Source organism: Paralysiella testudinis (assembly GCF_016894345.1).
Lineage (GTDB): Bacteria > Pseudomonadota > Gammaproteobacteria > Burkholderiales > Neisseriaceae > Paralysiella > Paralysiella testudinis.
Window position 1 is genome coordinate 2,469,682 of sequence record NZ_CP069798.1, and the last position, 20,083, is coordinate 2,489,764.

The 20,083-nt window shown below is 52.5% G+C and carries 18 protein-coding genes; 7 read left to right on the forward strand and 11 right to left on the reverse strand.

The features are described from left to right. Positions 1-371: 371 nt before the first annotated feature. The 6 genes from tfpZ to ccoG form a co-directional block, all read right to left on the reverse strand. Positions 372-1,106 (reverse strand): TfpX/TfpZ family type IV pilin accessory protein, encoded by a 735-nt coding sequence (gene tfpZ, locus JQU52_RS12610; RefSeq protein WP_328300585.1) that lies wholly within the window; start codon positions 1,104-1,106, stop codon positions 372-374. An 89-nt stretch (positions 1,107-1,195) separates the two neighbouring features. Next, entirely contained in the window at positions 1,196-1,675 is a 480-nt protein-coding gene (locus tag JQU52_RS12615; RefSeq protein WP_328300587.1) for a pilin, read from the reverse strand. Positions 1,676-1,749: 74 nt separating this feature from the next. Next, positions 1,750-2,205, reverse strand: a complete 456-nt coding sequence (locus tag JQU52_RS12625; protein WP_328300589.1) for a pilin — start codon at positions 2,203-2,205, stop codon at positions 1,750-1,752. A 547-nt stretch (positions 2,206-2,752) separates the two neighbouring features. Further along, a complete protein-coding gene (locus JQU52_RS12635; RefSeq protein ID WP_230338822.1) occupies positions 2,753-5,029 on the reverse strand; it encodes an NADP-dependent malic enzyme in 2,277 nt (758 codons plus the stop codon). Between the two features lie 132 nt (positions 5,030-5,161). Further along, entirely contained in the window at positions 5,162-5,746 is a 585-nt protein-coding gene (locus JQU52_RS12640; RefSeq protein ID WP_268866617.1) for a FixH family protein, read from the reverse strand. After that, positions 5,736-7,151 carry a cytochrome c oxidase accessory protein CcoG gene (gene ccoG / locus JQU52_RS12645; RefSeq protein ID WP_230338823.1) on the reverse strand — a complete coding sequence of 472 codons (1,416 nt, stop codon included), beginning with the start codon at positions 7,149-7,151 and terminating at the stop codon, positions 5,736-5,738. The genes JQU52_RS12640 and ccoG overlap by 11 nt, the downstream gene beginning before the upstream one ends. Positions 7,152-7,673: 522 nt before the next feature. On the opposite strand from ccoG, the gene JQU52_RS12650 reads away from it, so the two are divergent. The 5 genes from JQU52_RS12650 (at position 7,674) to JQU52_RS12670 (ending at position 12,045) form a co-directional block, all read left to right on the forward strand. After that, positions 7,674-9,542: a potassium transporter Kup gene (locus JQU52_RS12650; protein ID WP_230338824.1), complete on the forward strand. Its 1,869-nt coding sequence runs from the start codon at positions 7,674-7,676 to the stop codon at positions 9,540-9,542. Between the two features lie 89 nt (positions 9,543-9,631). Next, entirely contained in the window at positions 9,632-10,678 is a 1,047-nt protein-coding gene (gene argC, locus JQU52_RS12655) for an N-acetyl-gamma-glutamyl-phosphate reductase (RefSeq protein WP_230338825.1), read from the forward strand. 160 nt (positions 10,679-10,838) lie between these two features. Further along, the gene (gene erpA, locus JQU52_RS12660; RefSeq protein WP_230338826.1) at positions 10,839-11,186 is read left to right on the forward strand and encodes an iron-sulfur cluster insertion protein ErpA; all 348 of its coding nucleotides are present in this window, start codon (positions 10,839-10,841) and stop codon (positions 11,184-11,186) included. Positions 11,187-11,561: 375 nt separating this feature from the next. After that, positions 11,562-11,795 carry a type II toxin-antitoxin system RelB family antitoxin gene (relB, locus tag JQU52_RS12665; RefSeq protein ID WP_230338827.1) on the forward strand — a complete coding sequence of 78 codons (234 nt, stop codon included), beginning with the start codon at positions 11,562-11,564 and terminating at the stop codon, positions 11,793-11,795. Continuing rightward, positions 11,773-12,045: a type II toxin-antitoxin system RelE family toxin gene (locus JQU52_RS12670; protein ID WP_230338828.1), complete on the forward strand. Its 273-nt coding sequence runs from the start codon at positions 11,773-11,775 to the stop codon at positions 12,043-12,045. Before relB ends, JQU52_RS12670 begins: the two co-directional genes overlap by 23 nt. A 149-nt stretch (positions 12,046-12,194) precedes the next feature. Here the strand turns inward: JQU52_RS12670 and JQU52_RS12675 are convergent, their stop codons facing one another. The 4 genes from JQU52_RS12675 to JQU52_RS12690 form a co-directional block, all read right to left on the reverse strand. Next, a complete protein-coding gene (locus JQU52_RS12675) occupies positions 12,195-13,982 on the reverse strand; it encodes a 2-isopropylmalate synthase (RefSeq protein WP_230338829.1) in 1,788 nt (595 codons plus the stop codon). Between the two features lie 180 nt (positions 13,983-14,162). Next, complete coding sequence (locus JQU52_RS12680; protein ID WP_230338830.1) at positions 14,163-14,618, reverse strand: RrF2 family transcriptional regulator; 456 nt, start codon at positions 14,616-14,618, stop codon at positions 14,163-14,165. A gap of 167 nt (positions 14,619-14,785) precedes the next feature. Beyond that, positions 14,786-15,493, reverse strand: a complete 708-nt coding sequence (gene phoU / locus JQU52_RS12685; protein WP_230338831.1) for a phosphate signaling complex protein PhoU — start codon at positions 15,491-15,493, stop codon at positions 14,786-14,788. An 82-nt stretch (positions 15,494-15,575) separates the two neighbouring features. Further along, complete coding sequence (locus JQU52_RS12690; RefSeq protein WP_230338832.1) at positions 15,576-16,511, reverse strand: hypothetical protein; 936 nt, start codon at positions 16,509-16,511, stop codon at positions 15,576-15,578. A 217-nt stretch (positions 16,512-16,728) separates the two neighbouring features. Here JQU52_RS12690 and JQU52_RS12695 point away from each other — a divergent pair, with 217 nt between their 5' ends. Further along, positions 16,729-16,977 (forward strand): NGO1151 family protein, encoded by a 249-nt coding sequence (locus JQU52_RS12695; RefSeq protein ID WP_230338833.1) that lies wholly within the window; start codon positions 16,729-16,731, stop codon positions 16,975-16,977. 609 nt (positions 16,978-17,586) lie between these two features. Next, a complete protein-coding gene (locus JQU52_RS12700; RefSeq protein WP_328301379.1) occupies positions 17,587-18,138 on the forward strand; it encodes a DDE-type integrase/transposase/recombinase in 552 nt (183 codons plus the stop codon). 119 nt (positions 18,139-18,257) lie between these two features. Here the strand turns inward: JQU52_RS12700 and JQU52_RS12705 are convergent, their stop codons facing one another. After that, complete coding sequence (locus JQU52_RS12705) at positions 18,258-19,913, reverse strand: electron transfer flavoprotein-ubiquinone oxidoreductase (RefSeq protein ID WP_230338835.1); 1,656 nt, start codon at positions 19,911-19,913, stop codon at positions 18,258-18,260. Between the last annotated feature and the right edge of the window lie 170 nt (positions 19,914-20,083).

The following is a 20,083-nucleotide window of genomic DNA, read 5'->3' on the forward strand; positions in this document are numbered from 1 at the left end:
ACAAAATTATTTGCAGTTTAAAGCAAGGCTGCTGCAAAAACAAACATCTGCCAAGCCCTGAAAATGATGGGCAAATCCATGCCCGGCTTAGACTGCAGGTTTTGATTATTTTTCAATTATTTAACTGAAGTTACGCAGTTGTGTATTAAGGCTACCTGAAAAGTAAAACCGTCATTGCCGAACTTGATTCGGCAATCCATTGGCAGAGAAAGAGCAGAATAAATCATCTGTTTTAAAATCAATGGTATTGGTGCTATTTCTGCTTTGCTACTGTGTCGGTTTATGTTTACTATGGATTGCCGAATCAAGTTCGGTAATGGCATATTCGATGGTTTTTCAGCATTGGCCAATAAGTGCGTAACTTCAATTATTTAAAATGGACGCAAGTCAACTATTTTAATGATTTTACGCTGGCGGCTATCCAGTAATACAGCCATATCCTGCACAGGTGCTTTTAAGGGCAGATAGCTGTCTGTTTGCGGATATTGATGCAAAATTTGTTGCACCACTTCGGGTGAATTGTATTTTTTCAACTCATCCAAATGGTGTTTTCTTGCATTCATAGCTGGCCAAGCCTGCTCAATGGATTGATATAAATGCGCCTGCATCGTCGGTGAAATGCCTGTTTGCAATTCATAAAATGTCCGATTATTTTGCTCTTTGGCATCTTGAAATGGCCGCACTGCTGCCCAGTGGAATTTAAACCAAGGGTTGCGCTCAAACTGTGGCAATATGGCTTTGCTTTCATCTCGAACCACAGAATCTGCCTGCACCACCTCAAAACGCAACACATCAAATGCCACATAAACAGGACGGCTTACCGCAATACTGTGCATACCGTATAAATACGCCGCTATTTGACAAGCAATAATCACTGCCATATCGAATTTAAGCGTTTTCTTTTTTGCATCCGATGCCACAACCAAGGTGAGCAGCGGCCCCAACACCATATCCACCGCCAGCACCAATAAAAAAATACCGGTTACACCCACTGCCTTTTGCAATGGATCCGGGTGCCATAGATGGAACACAAGATACAGGCTTGCCATGGCCACCAAAAGAGATGCCAATAAATGAATGGCAAATGCTTTTAATCTGAATTTCATTTTTACTCAAATATAGTATTGACTATAGTGCAATTTATCATTACTTAAATAAAATTGCCATATTGCCAATACGGTGCAGTTAAATCTGTTTAATCTTGGCAGCTGCTGGGTAAATATTTTTGCTCTACTGTATTGCCGTTATTGCTGCCGCCACATTGCCACTTAATGATTTGCTCATGCCCGTTTAAATTTAAGGTAGGCGTAAAGATTAAGGTTTTACCTTGAAGCACCCCGGCATCAAATGGAATCGATAGCACGCCGGTATTTGCGGCCACTGTAACAGCGCCATCCGTAATGTAGCGCCCGCCTAGTGCCGTGGCCTGGCTGCCGATATAGCCTACACCGGCTACTGCCGCAGCATCGGGAAAAGCTTTGTAGTTGGCCGCCCACACCGCCATTTCATGGCGCAAGCCATCGGTAGCCGTAAAAGCTTCCATGGCTTGGGCTCTTCCGCTGTATATTTGATATGTCGGCAATGCCAGCGCCGCCAGCACACCCATAATGGCAATCACCACCATTAACTCAATCAGGGTAAATCCGCGTATGTTATTTTTTTTATATAAAATCACAAACAACCCAATCATTTTTAAAAAAAGCCCCGAAATATCGGGGCTTTAACAGAAAGTTATAGCTTACTAAATCATTATTGGCATGAAGTAGGCAAACGTTTCGCCTCAATACCATTGGCACCAGCAGCCGGCGCACATGTCCATTTTGATATTTGGCCACTCGCGGCTACTAAGTTTGGACTAAGCGTCATGGATTTGCCGCTATTAGCGCCTGAGGTAAATGAAATTGTAATTACACCGTCATCTGCGCCAACACTTACCGACTTCGCAGCAAAATATTTACCTTCCAGAGCTTTAGCTTGGAGATCGATAACACCACCAACTTTACCAACATCTTTTAAACTTCCTTTATCTGCGGCATAGGTACCAATATCGGTTTGCAAACCAGAAGTAGCCTTAAAGCCTTCAGTAGCTTGCGCACGGGCGGTGTAGTCTTGGTAGGCCGGCAGAGCGATGGCAGCCAAAATACCGATAATCGCGATTACAATCATCAATTCAATCAGGGTAAAACCTTTTTGCAATGCTTTCATTTTTTTCTCTCCAAAATAAGGAAGTGGGGGGGGGATAAAACAGCTTTATGTCTGGCGGTGTTCGGTTGGCCAGTACAAGCAAGACGCTTGGTTAAAAAAGATAAAGCACCTGCCATGCCATCGCCTCAATAAAAATAATATATTGTTTTTAAATTAAAAAATAAATTAGCATTTGCACGCCTGCTTGGCTTGAAGCAGAAAAACTGACGAATTTTGTCAGTTTTTACACTCAAGGTGGACTTTTTATGCCAATGTATTTTCAGGTAGCCTAAGACCGTGGCCAACTTTGACTTGTCGATTAAACCCTTGGTAGGGTGCGCTCCCCACACACCACTGCAAAAGAAAAACAAAATCGCCACAAAGGCATGCATCAGACCGTGTGTGGGTGTGTGCATAGCCACGCATACGGTTTAAATGGTTTCTGCGTGCGTGGCTGCGCCTGCGGGTATCGGCTACCACCGGTGCGCGGGGCGCACCCTACTTGCCGCACCCCGTAAAAAAGCCCACGTCACATAAAGTGCGCGTGGGCTTTTGCTATCGCGGCCGTTTATTTGGTGCGCTGGGCATCCACGGCGGCCAAGGCCACCATATTCACGATGCGGCGCACGGAAGAAATGGGGGTAACGATGTGCACCGGTTTGGCCATCCCCATAAGGATGGGGCCGATGGTGACGCCGTCGGAAGCGGATACGCGCAGCAGGTTGTAGCTGATGTTGGCGGTTTCCACATTGGGCATTACCAGCAGGTTGGCCGAGCCTTTGAGTGGGGAATCGGGCATGATTTGCTGGCGGATGTCTTCAATTAAGGCGGCATCGCCCTGCATTTCGCCGTCGATTTCCAAATCGGGCTTGGCTGCCTGAATCATGGCCAGGGCATGTTGCATTTTTTGGCTGCCCGGCAGTTCGATGGAGCCGAAGTTGGAGTTGGACAGCAAGGCCACTTTGGGGGTGATGCCGAAGCGCTGCATTTCTTCCACGCACATTAAGGTGCCGGCGGCCAGTTGCTCGGCGCTGGGGTTGGCGTTTACATAGGTGTCGGCAATAAAGATGTTGCCGTTGCCCAAAATCAGCGCGTTCATGGCGCAGGCGTTGTGTTGCGGGTTGTCGTAGCCAATCACTTCGTCCATGATTTGGAAGTGGTCGCGGAAGCGGCCCATGGTGCCACACACCAGTGCATCGGCATGACCCATGTGCAGCATCATGGCACCGATTAAGGTGGTGTTGCCAATCATGCGGCGGCGCGCCATTTCTTCGGTAACGCCGTGGCGTTTGCGCAGACGGTAGTATTCTTCCCAGTATTCGCGGTAGCGCGGGTCGTTTTCGTTGTTTACCAGCTCAAAATCTTTGCCCGGCTGGATAGTGAAGCCGAGTTTTTTCAGGCGGGTTTCGATCACGCTGGGGCGGCCAATCAGCACCGGGAAGGCCAGTTTTTGCGAGATGATTTGCTGGGCGGCGTGCAGCACGCGCTCGTCTTCGCCTTCGCTCAATACCACGCGTTTGAGCTCGCGCTTGGCTTGTGCAAACACGGGTTTCATAAACAAGCTGGATTTATAAACAAATTCGTTTAGTGTTTCGATGTAGGCGTCGAAGTCGGTAATCGGGCGAGTGGCCACACCGGAATCCATGGCCGCTTGCGCCACGGCAGGCGCAATTACGGCAATCAGGCGCGGGTCGAACGGTTTGGGAATCAGGTATTCGGGGCCGAAGGTGAGCTCGGCATTGCCGTAGGCGCTGGCCACTTCGTCGTTTTGCTCGGCCATAGCCAAATCGGCAATGGCGCGCACGCAGGCAAGCTTCATTTCTTCGTTGATGGTGCTGGCACCCACATCGAGCGCACCACGGAAGATAAACGGGAAGCACAATACATTGTTGACTTGATTGGGGAAGTCGGAGCGGCCGGTGCCGATAATGGCATCGGGGCGTGCCGCTTTGGCTTCCGGCGGCCAGATTTCGGGGGTGGGGTTGGCCAGTGCCAGGATAATCGGGTCTTTGGCCATGGTGTTGAGCATGTCTACGCTGAGCACATTGGGGCCGGACAAGCCCAAGAAAATGTCTTTTCCGCTCACCGCATCGGCCAATACGCGCTGGCCGCTGTCGGCTTGGGCGTAGCGCTGTTTGGATTCGTCCATGCGCTCGTCGCGGCCTTGGTAAATCACGCCTTTGGAGTCGCACACGGTGATGTTTTGACGCTGCATGCCCAAGGCCACCAGCAAATCCAAGCAGGCAATGGCGGCGGCACCGGCGCCGGAGCACACCAATTTTACTTCGCTGATATTTTTGCCCACCACGCGCAGGCCGTTGAGCACGGCGGCGGCGGTGATGATGGCGGTACCGTGTTGGTCGTCGTGGAATACGGGGATGTTGCAGCGTTCGCGCAGTTTTTTCTCAATATAGAAGCATTCCGGCGCTTTGATGTCTTCCAGATTGATGCCGCCGAAGGTGGGCTCCAGCGAGGCGATGATGTCGACCAGTTTGTCGGGGTCGGTTTCGTTGACTTCGATGTCGAACACATCAATACCGGCAAATTTCTTAAACAAAACGCCTTTGCCTTCCATTACCGGCTTACCGGCCAAGGCGCCGATATTGCCCAGCCCCAATACGGCAGTGCCGTTGGAAATCACTGCCACCAGATTGCCGCGGGCGGTGTATTTGTAAGCGGCTAAGGGATCGTTGTAGATTTCCATGCAAGGCGCGGCCACGCCGGGCGAATACGCCAGTGATAAGTCATACTGGGTGGCCAAGGGCTTGGTGGGGGCTACCTGAATCTTGCCCGGCTTGGGGAATTGGTGAAATTGCAGGGCGGCTTCTTTTAATAAATCATCCATGGGTATTGTGCTTTCTTTTCAACAACGGTTTTCGGCAACAAACGGTTAAGGCTCTGAATTAAGGCTCTAACGGGGCATTATAAATGATTTAAGGCTGCCTGAAAGGTTTCAGGCAGCCTTATGTTGATAAAACTAGCTGCTTTTTTGCGGCATCATCTGCTGATGCATCGGCGCCAGATTCAAGCTGTTGCCCTGGCTGACAATCCACTTGTCTTGCACGCGCCATTGTTGCTTGGCGTCTTCCACCCGCACATACCAGTGGTTGCTCGGGTGCAGTGGTTTGAATACCGCCGAATAGGTGACTTTATCGCCCGACATCGGCACGTCTTCATCGCGCTTGAGCACCACGGTTTGATCCCATTCTTTTTGTGTGGGGTGTATCCACAGCAAGTTGATGGTTTCTTGCGGGTCGAATTGGCCGCTGATAAACACCTTGGCTTGGTCGTTGTCCGGGCTTACCAGCACTTGCGCAGTGATGTGCTGTTTTACCGCGGCTTCGTCGCGCTCCAGTTGCAGCTCGATGTTTTTGCCTTCTTTGTAATAATCATCGCTCACCAAAGTGTCGCCACGGGTGTTGGCAATGTAGTAGGTGGCAAACCCGGCCACCACCACAATGGCGGGACCTGCCATCAACAGCCACGGCCACGGCTCTTTGTACCAGACTTTGCTTTGAGTTTGCTGCTTATTGCTGTTGTGCTGCACGCGTTTATTCTCCAATAAATGAGGCTTTTTCGGTAATCACCCGCGCTTCGGCATCGGCTTCGTTTACATTGCGGTAGCGGAAGGTGAATTCAATTGGGTGGCTGCCTTTGCCGGCATAATCCGGATAAGTGGCTACCTGCACCGGCACGGTGATGGTGCTGCCGGCAGGCACCACAATGCCTGCGGCATCCACGCCGTTGAGCTGGATGGTTTCAAAGCCGCTCACGCTGGGCAGCAGCACCTGATCCACTTCGTTGGCATTGATAATGCGCAGATTATACAGATTCTCGAGCATGCCCTGTTTGTTTTCGCGCACCATCACGCCGCGGTCTTTGATGATGTCTACGCGCACGGTATCGCGGTGAAACAGGCTAAACACCAGCGCGGCAAACACCAGCAACAACACCACACCATAGCCGGTAACACGCGGGCGCAGCAAGCGCTGTTTGATTTTGCTTTCCGGGTATTCTTTTTTCAGCGCCGCTTCGGTGGTGTAACGAATCAACCCGCGCGGGTAGCTCATTTTATCCATGATTTCATCGCAGGCGTCGATACAGGCAGCGCAGCCGATGCACTCGTATTGCAGGCCGTCGCGGATATCGATGCCCACCGGGCACACTTGCACGCACATGGTGCAGTTGATGCAGTCGCCCAGCCCCGCCTCTTGGCTGCTGAGGTTTTTCTTGCGCGCGCCGCGCGGCTCGCCGCGCTCTTCGTCGTAAGAAATAATCAGGGTGTCATTGTCGAACATGGCGCTTTGGAAGCGTGCATAGGGGCACATGTATTTGCACACTTGCTCGCGCATAATGTGCGCCATAAAGAAAGTGGCAAAGCCGTAAAACGCCGCTGCAAACAGGGCGCCGCCGGAAACGGTAAAGTTGAAAAACGCCGGCACCAGCTCGCGGATGGGGGTAAACCAACCGGCAAAGGTAATGCCGGTCCACGCGCACACCACAAAAATCAGCAGGTATTTGGTGAATTTGATGCGGATTTTGCGGGCGTTCCACGGCTCTTTATCCAGCTTGAGCCGCTTGTTGCGGTCGCCCTCCACCAAGTGGTCTATCCACAGCATTATTTCGGTATACACGGTTTGCGGGCAGGCATAGCCACACCACAAGCGCCCGGCGATGGTGGTCCACCAAAACAGGCCAAAAGCGCTGAGCAGCAACAGGCCAGTAAGGTAAATCAAATCGCCCGGCACCAAGGTGATGCCGAAAATATAGAAATGGCGCCCCGGAATATCAAACAGCACCGCTTGGCGGCCGCTCCAGTTCAGCCACGGAATCACATAAAATACCAACTGGGTGACCAGAATAACGGCAATACGCCAGTTAGCAAAGCGGCCTTTGGCCAGCTTGGGATGGATGCGTTTACTGCCCTGATAGAGGTTGACCACCTGTTCTTTGGGTTGCTGTGCCATGTGTTCCTCACATAATGTTTATCTATTTTTGCTTTTTGTTGTTATACCGATTTCAAAAAACAACCTAACGGCGTTGGCTCGCCTTAGCGCTAAGCAAACGATTTTGTACGGTGCAGGCGCACCAACAAACCCTGTTGCGTACCACTCTGTCTGCGGCTCGCCGCCGTGTTACCTTATTTTTGAAATCGGCATTATGATGCTATTTGGCCGGATTAAGGCTGCCTGAAAGCCGAATAAGCCCTGCATTTTACCCGCAAGCGCCTTATCAAAACTTGATGTGCATCGAAAAACAACACATCATTCGAATTACATCGGCATCCTGATTTTGGCAGCGGCCACACCGCCAAATCCGCCGCCATTATACGCCCGATTGCCTGCGACACCCGCCCGCTGCGGCATCTTGCCACAGATACCCAAGCACGCCACTGCCATCAACGCTATTTTGCAGCGCACAATCCGCTGTTTTTTCCGCCACGGCAGGGGTACACTATGCGTCTCTTTTTCCCTGTGCGTAACCACACCATGCAAAAAAAACACGCCACCGCCGCCATGACCCTAGCCGCTTTGGGTATTGTTTACGGCGACATCGGCACCAGCCCCTTGTATGCCCTGAAAGAAAGCTTTGCCGCCTCACACATTGGGGTGGAGCAGACCAATGTATTCGGCTTTGTGTCGCTGATTATTTGGTCGCTGCTGCTGATTGTAACGCTCAAATATGTGGTATTTATTCTGCGTGCCGACAATAAAGGCGAAGGCGGGGTGGTGATTTTGATGCAGCAGGCCTTGCAATACCTGCAAGGCAAGCCCGCTTGGTTGGTGATGATGATGGGGCTCATCGGCACTTCGCTGTTTTATGGCGATGCCATCATCACCCCTGCCATTTCGGTGCTGTCCGCCGCCGAAGGGCTCACCGTTATCCATCCGCACTTTGCGTCTTGGGTGATGCCCTTGGCGCTGGCGATTTTGCTGGGGCTGTTTTGGATTCAGCGCCACGGCACCCAGAAAATCGGCGCTCTGTTCGGCCCGGTGATGTTGGTGTGGTTTTCGGTATTGGCCTTAATCGGCGTTTACCAGATTGTGCAATATCCGCAAATCTTGCAAGCAGTAAATCCTTATCATGGCTTATATTTTGCCATTCACCACGGCTGGGGCGGCTTTATCGGCCTAGGCGCGGTGGTGCTGGCGGTCACCGGCGCCGAAGCGCTGTATGCCGATATGGGGCATTTCGGCCGCCGCCCGATTCAAATCGCCTGGGTGAGCATGGTGTTGCCAAGCTTGGCGCTGAACTACATCGGCCAAGGCGCTTTGCTGCTGCGCCAGCCCGAAGCCATCAGCAACCCGTTTTTTCTCAGCGTGCCGCAATGGGGGCTGATTCCGCTGATTCTGCTGGCCACCGCAGCCACCATTATTGCCAGCCAAGCGGTGATTTCCGGCGCTTACTCGCTCACCCGCCAAGCCATTCAGCTTGGCTTTGCACCGCGCATGAGCATTATCCACACCAGCAAAGACGAAATGGGGCAAATCTATATGCCCACGGTAAATTGGATGCTGCTGGTGGCGGTGGTGCTGGTGGTGGTGAGCTTTCACGACTCCGGCCATTTGGCCGCGGCCTACGGCATTGCCGTTACCGGCACCATGGTGATGACCTCCATCTTGTTCTGCATTGTGATGATTAACAAATGGCATTGGCCTAAGTGGCTGGCGTTCGGGCTTACCGGGCTGTTTTTGTGTTTTGACCTGGTGTTTTTCAGCTCCAACCTACTCAAGCTCGCCCACGGCGGCTGGCTGCCGGTGCTGGTGGCCACCGTGTTGGTGCTGGTGTTCAGCACCTGGCGCTATGGCCGCCGCTTGCTCAACCAGCAGCAGCACGATGACGACTGGACGCTGGACGAATTCTTGCACAATTTGGAAGAATACCCGCCGCAAACCGTGTCTGGCAATGCCGTGTATATGGTGAGCGATTCGTTTAACATCCCGCGCGCATTGTTGCACAACCTCAAACACAATAAGGTATTGCATGAGCACAACATCATGCTTACCGTGCAAACCAAAGATGTGCCGTATGTGCCTGCCCACGAGCGGCTGGCCATCAAGCAACTGAGCCCGCACTTTAGCCGCATCATCGCCAACTACGGCTTTCAGGAAACGCCCAACATCATGCACATCATGGCCTTGGCGCGCAAACACGGTACCGATTTGGAGCTGATGGACACCTCGTTTTTCCTGTCGCGCGACAGCATCACCGTGGCCGACAAAACCGCGCCGCAACACATGGGCCGCCTGCGTACCCGCTTTTTCAAGTGGCTGTATAAAAACAGCACCCCGCCCACCGATTACTACCGCATTCCGGGCAACCGCGTGGTGGAGCTGGGTTCGCAAGTGTCTTTATAATAAGCGGATAATGAGCGGCAAACCTTTTCAGGCAGCCTGAAAACACCTAAAGCAACGGCAATCATTGACCCAACCGCCAAGGAAATCAAATGACCCAAACCATCAAAGCCGGCATTGTCGGCGCCACCGGTTACACCGGCGTGGAATTGCTGCGCTTGCTGGCACAACATCCGCAAGTGCAAGTGGCCGCCGTAACCAGCCGCGGTGAAGCCGGGGTGGCGCTGGCCGATTATTTTCCCAGCCTGCGCGGCATCTATCCGAACCTGTATTTCCAAACACCCGACCAAGCCGATTTGGCCGCCTGCGACGTGGTGTTTTTTGCCACCCCCAACGGTGTGGCCATGCAAGAAGCCCCGCCACTGCTGGCTGCCGGGGTGAAAGTGGTCGACCTCTCCGCCGACTACCGCATCCAAGACATCGCCACCTGGCAGCAATGGTATGGCATGAGCCACGCCAGCCCCGAATGGGTAGCCCGCGCCGTGTACGGCTTAAGCGAGCTAAACCGCAGCGCCATCGCCCAAGCACAATTGGTGGCCAACCCCGGCTGCTACCCCACTTGTGTGTCGCTGCCCTTGGTGCCGCTATTACAGCAAGGCTGCCTGAAAAGCGGTGCCCCGCTGATTGCCGACTGTAAATCCGGCGTATCCGGTGCTGGGCGCAAAGCCAGCGTGGGCAGCTTGTTTGCCGAAGCAGGCGACAACTTCAAAGCCTACGGCGTGGGCGGCCACCGCCATCTGCCCGAAATCCGCCAAACCATCAACACCCTGCAAAGTGGCGTGGCCGACGGCTTGGTATTTGTGCCCCACCTCACCCCCTTGATTCGCGGCATGCATGCCACCATCTATCTGCATACGGAAGCCGGGGTTAACCCGCACGCCCTATTGGCCGAGCATTATCAAAACAGCCCCTTTGTTGATATCTTGCCCGCAGGCAGCACACCGGAAACCCGCTCGGTGCGCGGTGCCAATATCTGCCGCATCAGCGTACAGCAAGCGCCGCAAAGCGAAGTGTGGATTATCTTGTCGGTAATTGACAATCTGGTGAAAGGCGCAGCCGGGCAAGCGGTGCAGAACATGAATATTATGTTTGGCATAGATGAAAACGCCGGGCTGAACATCACCCCGCTGCTACCGTAAACCTTTTCAGGCAGCCTATCGTTTGTAGGTCGGATTCTTGAATCCGACAGAGGTTTGTCTCCAGCACACGCTTCAACGCTGCCTGAAAAATTGACCTTTACCGCCCCTTGGCGCAAAATAGCCCCAACACACACCGTTTGAATAGAATAAAGGAAATCCCATGTCCGAAACCGCCCTCGAAAGCCCGATTGTGTTCACCGAAAGCTGCTGCGTAAAGGTGAAAGACCTGATTGCCGAAGAAAACAACCCCGACCTAAAACTGCGCGTGTTTGTGAACGGCGGCGGCTGCTCCGGCTTCCAATACGGCTTTACCTTCGACGAAATCGTGAACGACGACGACTTTCAAATCGAAAAAGACGGTCTCACCTTTTTGGTGGATCCGATGAGCTACCAATACCTGCTGGGCGCCGAAATTGATTACACCGAAAGCCTGCACGGCTCACAGTTTGTCATCCGCAACCCCAACGCCACCACCACCTGCGGTTGCGGCTCTTCATTTTCGGTATAATACCAATCCTAAAAAATAACCTAACTGCGTTGGCTCGCCTTGCCGTACTAGCTGTACTGTCTGCGACTCGCCGCCTTGTTATCTTATTTTTTCGAATTGGTATAACACCACCGGCATTTTAGCTGTGCCAAACCATAAAAAGGCTGCCTGAAAGTTTCAGGCAGCCTTTTTATATGTGAGCCATCGTGTTCATAGAAAAGAAAATACAGTGAAATGTATAACAAAGTGCTGCGGCGTTGCTGCGCCTTACAAAATCGTTCTCTTTAAGCTAAGGCGAGCCAACACTTTAGAATTATTTAGTTTTTTTGCTATATCACTTGTTTTACCCACTTGCAGAGAATACAATGAATACATTGAATACACAGGAGCAATACCATGCCCACCAGCATCCGCCTTTCTCCCGAACTGGAGCAACGCCTAAACCATCTGGCCGCCAGCACCGGGCGCACCAAAGCCTTTTATCTGCGCGAAAGCATTGAGCGCGGCCTTGAAGATATTGAAGACATATATTTAGCCGAAGCACGTTTAACCGCGCTCAAAGAAGGGCGCAGCCATACCGTATCATTAAACGAAGTGATGGCCGAATATGACTTGGCAAATCCGCTTTGAAAAAGAAGCCCTGAAAGAGCTTAAAAAACTTGATCCGCCAACTGCCCGCCGTATTCTGCAATTTTTAAACGAAAGATTGGCGCCGCTGGAAAACCCGCGAAGCATCGGTGAAGCCTTGAAGGGCGCGCGCTTGGGTGATTTGTGGAAATACCGCATTGGCGACTGGCGTATTATTTGCGATATACAAGATCAGGAAATCATCCTGTTGGTGGTTAAAATCGGCAACCGCCGTCAAATTTACCGCAGTTAGAGAAACGGCTGAAGGCTTGGCAGGGGGCAATAAGCATACCGCATTGCACCCTACAACCATAACGCCAATATTTTAGCTGCACCAAACCATAAAAAGGCTGCCTGAAAGTTTCAGGCAGCCTTTTATTCACGCTGTTTGTCTTGCCACAATCAAATATCGCCTTGCGCCTTGATGCGGTTTGGCGCCGATTCCAGTTTATTCAATGCCGACAAATAGGCTTTGGCGCTGGCCACCAGAATATCGGTATCCGCACCCTGCCCGCTCACAATCCGGCCTTGGCGTGCCAGCCGCACGGTGACTTCGCCTTGGCTTTCGGTGCCAGCAGTAATGGCGTTCACTGAATAGAGCTGCAATTCGGCCTGGCTGCCCACCACGTTTTCAATCGATTTAAATACCGCATCTATGGGGCCGGAGCCTTGGCTGGCGGCGCGTTGCTCTTGGCCGTCGATGCCGAACACGATTTCGGCTTGCGGCGCTTCGCCGGTTTCGCTGTGGATTTTCAGCGACACATATTTATACCGCTCTTGCGCCAAATTAATCATTTCGTCAGACACCAGTGCATGCAGATCTTCGTCGAAAATTTCGCGTTTTTTGTCGGCCAGCTCTTTAAAGCGGGCAAAGGCGGCATTGAGCGCTTCTTCGCTGCCAAGCTCAATGCCCAGCTCCACCAGCTTGGTTTTAAAGGCATTGCGGCCGGATAGTTTGCCCAAAGTGAGGCGGTTGGCGCTCCAGCCCACGCTTTCGGCCGACATGATTTCATAGGTTTCGCGGCATTTAAGGATGCCGTCTTGGTGAATGCCTGATTCGTGGGCAAAGGCGTTGGCGCCCACAATGGCTTTGTTGGGCTGCACCGGATAGCCGGTAACGGTGGACACCAATTTAGACGTGGGCACAATCTGGGTGGTGTCGATGCCGGTTTCCAAGCCGAAAATATCGTGGCGGGTTTTCAGCGCCATCACGATCTCTTCCAAGCTGGCGTTGCCCGCACGCTCGCCCAAGCCGTTGATGGTGCATTCCACTTGGCGGGCACCGGCCTGCACCGCCGCCAGCGAATTGCCTACCGCCAAGCCCAAATCGTTGTGGCAATGTGCCGACCACACCACAGTGTCGCCACCTTGGGTTTTGCCGATTAATTCACGAAAAAACGCCTCGGTGCGAAAGGGAATGGAATAGCCCACGGTATCGGGGATGTTGATGGTGGTGGCACCGGCGGCAATCACGGCGCTGCACACATCCGCCATAAAGTCGATGTCGGAACGCAACGCATCTTCACAGGAAAATTCAATGTCGTCGGTGTATTCTTTGGCAATGCGCACCGCGTTTACCGCCGCTTCCAGCACTTGCTGCGGTTTCATTTTCAGCTTGTGCTCCATGTGCAGCGGACTGGTGGCAATAAAGGTGTGGATGCGCTTGTGCGGCGCCGGTGCCACCGCTTCGCCGGCGGCACGCACATCGCGCTCGTTGGCACGCGCCAGCGAGCATACGGTGGCGTTTTGAATCACTTTGGCAATGCTGTTTACGGCATCGAAGTCGCCGGGGCTGGCGGCGGCAAAACCGGCTTCAATCACATCCACACCCAGTTTTTCCAGCTGGCGGGCAATGCGGATTTTTTCTTCTTTGGTCATCGCCGCGCCGGGCGATTGCTCGCCGTCACGCAAGGTGGTGTCGAATATGATTACGCGATTGTTGCCGGTCATTTCTTTTTTCTCCAGGGTGGTTTGCTGCTGCATAAAGGCATTTAAATCCAGCGGCCGGCCTTGTGCTTCGGCCAAGGCAATCAGCTTTTGCAATTGGTTGAGCGGCAGCGAGCTGCGGGTGCGCCATTTGTAGATGGCGGCGGTGCTGGTGGCGTCTTGCGGGTGATGTTGCTTCAGGGCGTCTGCCAAGGCGTTCACGCCGCCAAAATAGGCAATCAAGCGGTCAATGTCCAGTTGCATAGTAGACCTTTTGTCTAAAATTATTGAAATTATTTTTTATAACATGCAGAACAGTGCCAAATATACGGCTTTTTAGACAAAAAAACAAGCTGCCTGATAAAATCAGCAGCCTGTTTGTCTAAATTTATTGTTTTGTCTAATTACCAGCATCAACATCCCGCTTTCAGGCAGCCTTGGCCATTAAATAGCGCCGTGGGGCGGTTTGGCGGCAGGCGCTGAGCGGTAGAGGATGGCGATGGTGGCGTTATTGATTAAATCGGCCAAGGTAAAACCATCCAAATGCTGTAAAAATGCGCGCGTAGCACCAGCCAGCATGCCGGCCAGCTGGCAGCTGGGCGTAATAAGACAGCTGTTGCCAGGCCCCATACATTCCACCATCTGCATCGGCTCCATATGCCGCACCACCGCGCCGATGTTGATTTCATGTGTGGCAGCCGCCAACCGCAGCCCGCCGCCCTTGCCGCGAATGCCTTCGAGAAAGCCACCTTTCACCAGCGCGGTGGTTACTTTCATTAAATGGCTTTTGGAAATGGCATAGTCTGCGGCAATTTCGCCAATGTTTACCAGCCGCTCGTTGTTGATGGCGGCGTAAATTAACACGCGCAAGGCATAGTCGGTTTGTTGGGTTAGATGCATGGCAAGGCTTTTAATCAAAACAAGCATTAAAAAAGGCTGCCTGAAAGCCATCAAAACATTCAGGCAGCCTGCATATTATACCAATTCTATTTTTTAATCAGTAAAAATCATAAAAATCAAAAGGCTGCCTGAACATTATTTACCAATATTCAGGCAGCCTTTTATGCTTATTTCTTATCCGACAAGGCCTCTTTCACCACTTCCACGCTGGTATGGCGCACGTCGATGCCTTTGGCCAAGTACACCACATGCTCGGCAATATTCACCGCATGGTCGCCCACGCGTTCGATGGCTTTATTCATAAACATCAAATCGATTGAGGTGCTGATGGTGCGCGGGTCTTCCATCATATAGGTTACCCGGCTGCGGGTGCTGCTGCGGTAGTCGTGATCCAGCTGTTTGTCGGCCTCAATCAACTCCAGCAAAGCGGAGGTATCGATGCGGGCAAAGGCGTCCAGCGCACGGCGCAGCATGGGGATAGTTTGGCCGCACATGCGGTTGAAATCATAAAAATCGCTGGCCACGGCACGCGAATGGTCGATAAGCTCATGTGCTTTGAGCGCGGCTTTTTTGATTTCGTCGCCAATGCGCTCCAAGTCCACAATCACCCGGCTCACGGTGAGCACCAAGCGCAAATCACCGGCGGCGGGCTGGCGGCGGGCAATAATCAATTGGCACTCTTCATCGATTTTCACTTCCATGCCATTGATGACACTGTCTGACTCAATTACCGGCTTTAATTCCGCCCCTTGCATGCCCAGCAAGGCGTTTAGCGTGTCGGTGAGCTGCTTTTCCACCATGCCGCCCATTTGCATCACTGCGGTGCGCACGTTTTCCAGTTCGATATTAAACTGGCTCGAAATATGTTCGGACATACCGTAATCCCATCATCATTGACAAGTAAATACCCGCATTATACGCACCGAGTGTGACAGAAAATTGACAAGCCGCGCGCCATTAGCGCGATTGCTCCTGCTTGATTTGCCGCATGATGTGCGCCAAGTTGTGTTGCAGCACTTCTGCCACCGTGGCCGGTATTTCCGCCAACAGTTGCTGCTGCAATTGCGACACCAGCTGGGCGGTTTGCTTTTGCACCGCCACCCGCACCATGCCCGCCATGGCATCGGCCAAATGCGGACGCAGCTTTTCGTCCAGCCGCGCCAGTAAATCCGTTTCCGACAAACACAGCACCGCCCGGCCATGCACGCCTTGCGGCTCAATCACATGCAGATGAACCTCAATCGGGGCAACGGCAGATGCGGCGGTGCTGGTGTTTTCAGATGCTTCAGCCATCGCAGCCGCTGTTTGGTGTTGCGCAGCTTCAGGTGGCGCTGTTTCGAGCTGCGCCGGTGCCGATAAAATTTCGGCTTCCTCAGTTTGCGCATTCAAGCGCACCACGCAGCCGGCGGGTGTGTCGGCACTGGCATATTGCAAACATTCCTGCGCCGCCAGCCAGTCTTCTTGCAACAGCACGGCGGTGTCGTTTAAGGCGGCTTGTTGCTGCTCGGCGGCCAAGCTGGTTTGGTGTTGCCATTGTTGCAAATAGGCGCGGTATACCCGTTCGCGCTGCACCGGATCGAGTAATTCGGGCGCAGGCTCGGCCACCGGTGTGCGTTCGGCAGCTTGGGGATGATGGCGAGTATCGCGGCGGATGGCACTTCTGCCGCTCGCGGCCACCACCGATGTCGTGGCAAAAATATCGTCTATCGGCAAGGTGGGGCTGCTTTGCCGCTGTTTGGTTTGACGCAGGCGCTCAAGACGGCGCTCCCAGTCGGCGGTGTCATCATCGGTATGGGCATGATGCGTACTAGAAGATGTATTGCCGTGTGCCACCGGTGCGTCTTCTTCCAGCGTAAACACCATGCTTTGGCTGTGTAATGGTTTTTGATTCAAAATGGCCTCCTACTGTTGGCTTGTTGCGCCGGCCTAAAATAATGGCTGCCTGAATAATATTGCCTTGTCTTAATGGGCGGATTATAGCCTACATCGATACGGTTACGGCATACCGCCTAACCGTAGCTGCGCTTTATATTTCAGGCAGCCTTGAGCGGCAGTTGCGCCACTTCATGGTAAACTGCGGCTCTTTGATGCCGATGCCACGGAGCGCAATATGAGCGAAAACGAACAAAAACTGGATTATCTGGAAGAAGCACAAGAAGTGCTGCGCATGCAAAACCGTGTGCTGGCCACGGCTTTAAAAGGCCTGATTCGCGCCCTGCCCGCCGAAATCGCCCAAGAAGCAGTGGAGTCGATTCAATTGGCGTTTGAAGACGAGCTGGCCGAATTGCAATACGACAATAGCCCGCACACCGATTTGTTTCATGATGTCACTTATGCTTTTTTCCGCGAAAAACAGTAATATAGCAAAGAAACTAAATAATCCTACAGCGTTGGCTCACCTTAGCGCTATGCGAACGATTTTGTAAGGTGCTAAAGCACCAACAAAAATCTGTTCCGTACCACTTGTACTGTCTGCGGCTCAGCTCAAAGAGAACGATTTACTAAGTGTTTAGTCCCTGAATTTTATGGAGTATCATTACCCCAATTAAAAGAGACCGACTTATGGCAAGCATATTGCATGGTAACGCCAAGACTACGCCTAGAATCAGAAAAGAAATACAAGAGTCTGAAGAGAGCATCGCAGCGTTAGCTAAAAATACAATATTAATTTCAAAACCGTTCTCTACTGGAAACACGCAGATTCGGTCGAAGATAAAAAGTCCGGCCCCAAAACCCGCCCCAGCGTGTTGACCGAATTGGAGCAGCAGGCAATCTGTACCGTCCGGCGACATCTGCGGCTGTCATTGGACGAGCTGTATATCATCTTCAAGCCCAATATTCCAAAGCTGAGCCGCTCCAATCTGCACCGGTGCTTGCAACATCACGGATTGTCGCGCTTACCCAAGAATGAATCCGATGGCCAAAAAGGTAAAAAACATTCAAACAATATCCGGTTGGCTTTGTCCATATCGACATCACCGAGGTGCGTTGTGAAACCGGCAAGCTGTACCTGTTTGTCGCCATCGACCGCAAAACCAAATATGTTTATGCAGAACTTCATCCGCGTATGACGCAGAAAACCGCCGTTTCTTTTCTGCGCAACCTACAACAAGATTGTGTGTTTAAAATCACCCATATCCTAACGGACAACGGTGCGCAGTTTACCTACAACTTGCTGAGCCAAGCACAACGGCCTGATAAGGAGCATCCGTTTGACGAGCTTTGCCGGCATTTGGGCATTGAGCACCGTACCACGAAATTCCGTCATCCATGGACGAACGGGCAGGTGGAGATTACCAACAAGATGCTGAAAGAGGTAACGGTCAAACGCTTCCACTATGAGCATCCTGACGAACTTAAACGGCACTTGATGGTATTTTTGCTGTATTACAACCATCAACGCCCCTTACGGTCGTTGAAGTACAAAACGCCTTGGCAGGCTTTGGAAGATTGCTATAATCTAGAGCCTGAATTGTTTCGTGAAAATCCATTCCAGAAGATTATGGGTCTTAACAACTAAGGTACTGAAGCACCCAGTAAATCAGTTCCGCCTTGTATGATTTATTTATTTTCTTGGCTATGCCATCCATAAAAAAATCCCGGCCAATGGCTGGGATTTTTTTATGGATGCCTTTCGGCTTACATCTCGGCATAATTCGGCCCGCCCGCCCCTTCCGGCACCGTCCAGTTGATGTTTTGGGTGGGGTCTTTGATGTCGCAGGTTTTGCAGTGCACGCAGTTTTGAGCGTTGATTTGCAAATGCGGCTGGCCGTTTTCTTCCACGATTTCATACACCGCCGCCGGGCAATAGCGGGTTTCCGGGCTGGCATATTCGCGGTAGTTGATGTCGATGGCCACGCCCGGCGTTTTCAGCTGCAAATGCGCTGGTTGGTTTTCTTCGTGGTTGGTGCCCGACAAAAACACGCTGGAGAGGCGGTCGAAGGTGAGCTTGCCGTCCGGTTTCGGATAATCAATCGGCTGGCAGTCTTTGGCTTTTTTCAGGCTGCCGTGATCGGTGCCGTGGTGTTTCAGCGTCCACGGGGCTTTGCCTTTGAAAATATATTCGTCAATCGCACCATAGGCCAAGGCCGGGAACAAGCCCCATTTGAATGCGGGGCGGATATTGCGCACGCCGTGCAATTCGTCGTACAGCCAGCTGGCTTTAAACAAGGCCGGGTAGCGGCCGGCTTCAACGCTGCTGTCGTAGGCTTCTTGCGGCTCAACCAGCACGCCAAACACCGCTTCGGCGGCCAACATGCCCGATTTCATTGCCGTGTGGGTACCTTTGATGCGCGGCACATTCAGAAAACCGGCGGCATCGCCCACCAATACACCACCGGGAAAGGTGAGCTTGGGCAGGCTTTGAATGCCGCCTTCGCTCAGGGCACGTGCACCGTAGGCAATGCGGCGGCCGCCTTCAAAAATGGGGCGGATGGCCGGATGGGTTTTGTAGCGTTGGAATTCTTCAAACGGCGATAAATAAGGGTTTTGATAGTCCAAACCCACCACCATGCCCACCGCCACTTTGTTGTCGTCTAAATGGTATAAAAAAGTGCCGCCGTAGGTTTGGCTGTCTATCGGCCAGCCGATGGTGTGGGTAACCGAGCCGGGGCGTGATTGCGCCGGATCGATTTCCCATAATTCTTTAATGCCGATGCCGTAGGTTTGCGGCTGGCTGTCTTTAGCCAAGGCAAAGCGTTCAATCAGTTGTTTACTCAACGAGCCGCGGCAGCCTTCGGAAAAAATGGTTTGTTGCGCCAGCAAGGCCATGCCCGGCTGATGGCTGTCGGTGGGTTGGCCGTCTTTACCGATGCCCATATCACCGGTGGCAATGCCTTTCACCGAGCCGTCGGCGTGATACAACACTTCGGCGGCAGCAAAGCCGGGGTAGATTTCCACGCCCATGCCTTCGGCCTGCTCGGCCAACCAGCGGCACAATAGCCCCAAACTGATGATGTAGTTGCCTTCGTTGTGAAAGCTCGGCGGTGTGGGCAGCTTAATGGCTTTTTCGCGGGTGAGGTATTCAAAGCGGTCGGAGGTGACTTTGCGGGTGAGCGGTGCGCCCAGCGCCGCCCAATCGGGCAGCAATTCGGTGAGCGATTTGGGATCAATCACCGCGCCGGACAAAATATGCGCCCCCACTTCGGAGCCTTTTTCCACAATACACACGCTGATGTCGCGCTCTTCTTGCGCTGCCAGCTGTTTGAGCTTGATGGCGGCACTGAGCCCGGCGGGGCCGGCGCCCACAATCACCACATCGTATTGCATGCTGTCGCGTTCAATGGTTTCGGTCATGGCGGTTCCTTAAATTCCCTTGCGGTTTTAATGTTTTTATCATGGTGTAAGAACGAGCCTGCTGATGCTTTAGGCTGCCTGAAACATCATCAACTTCTGAACAATTATAGCCAATTTGCCGATGTGCTTGGGCGGCAAAACCGAATAAATGCCCTATAAAACCAATTACA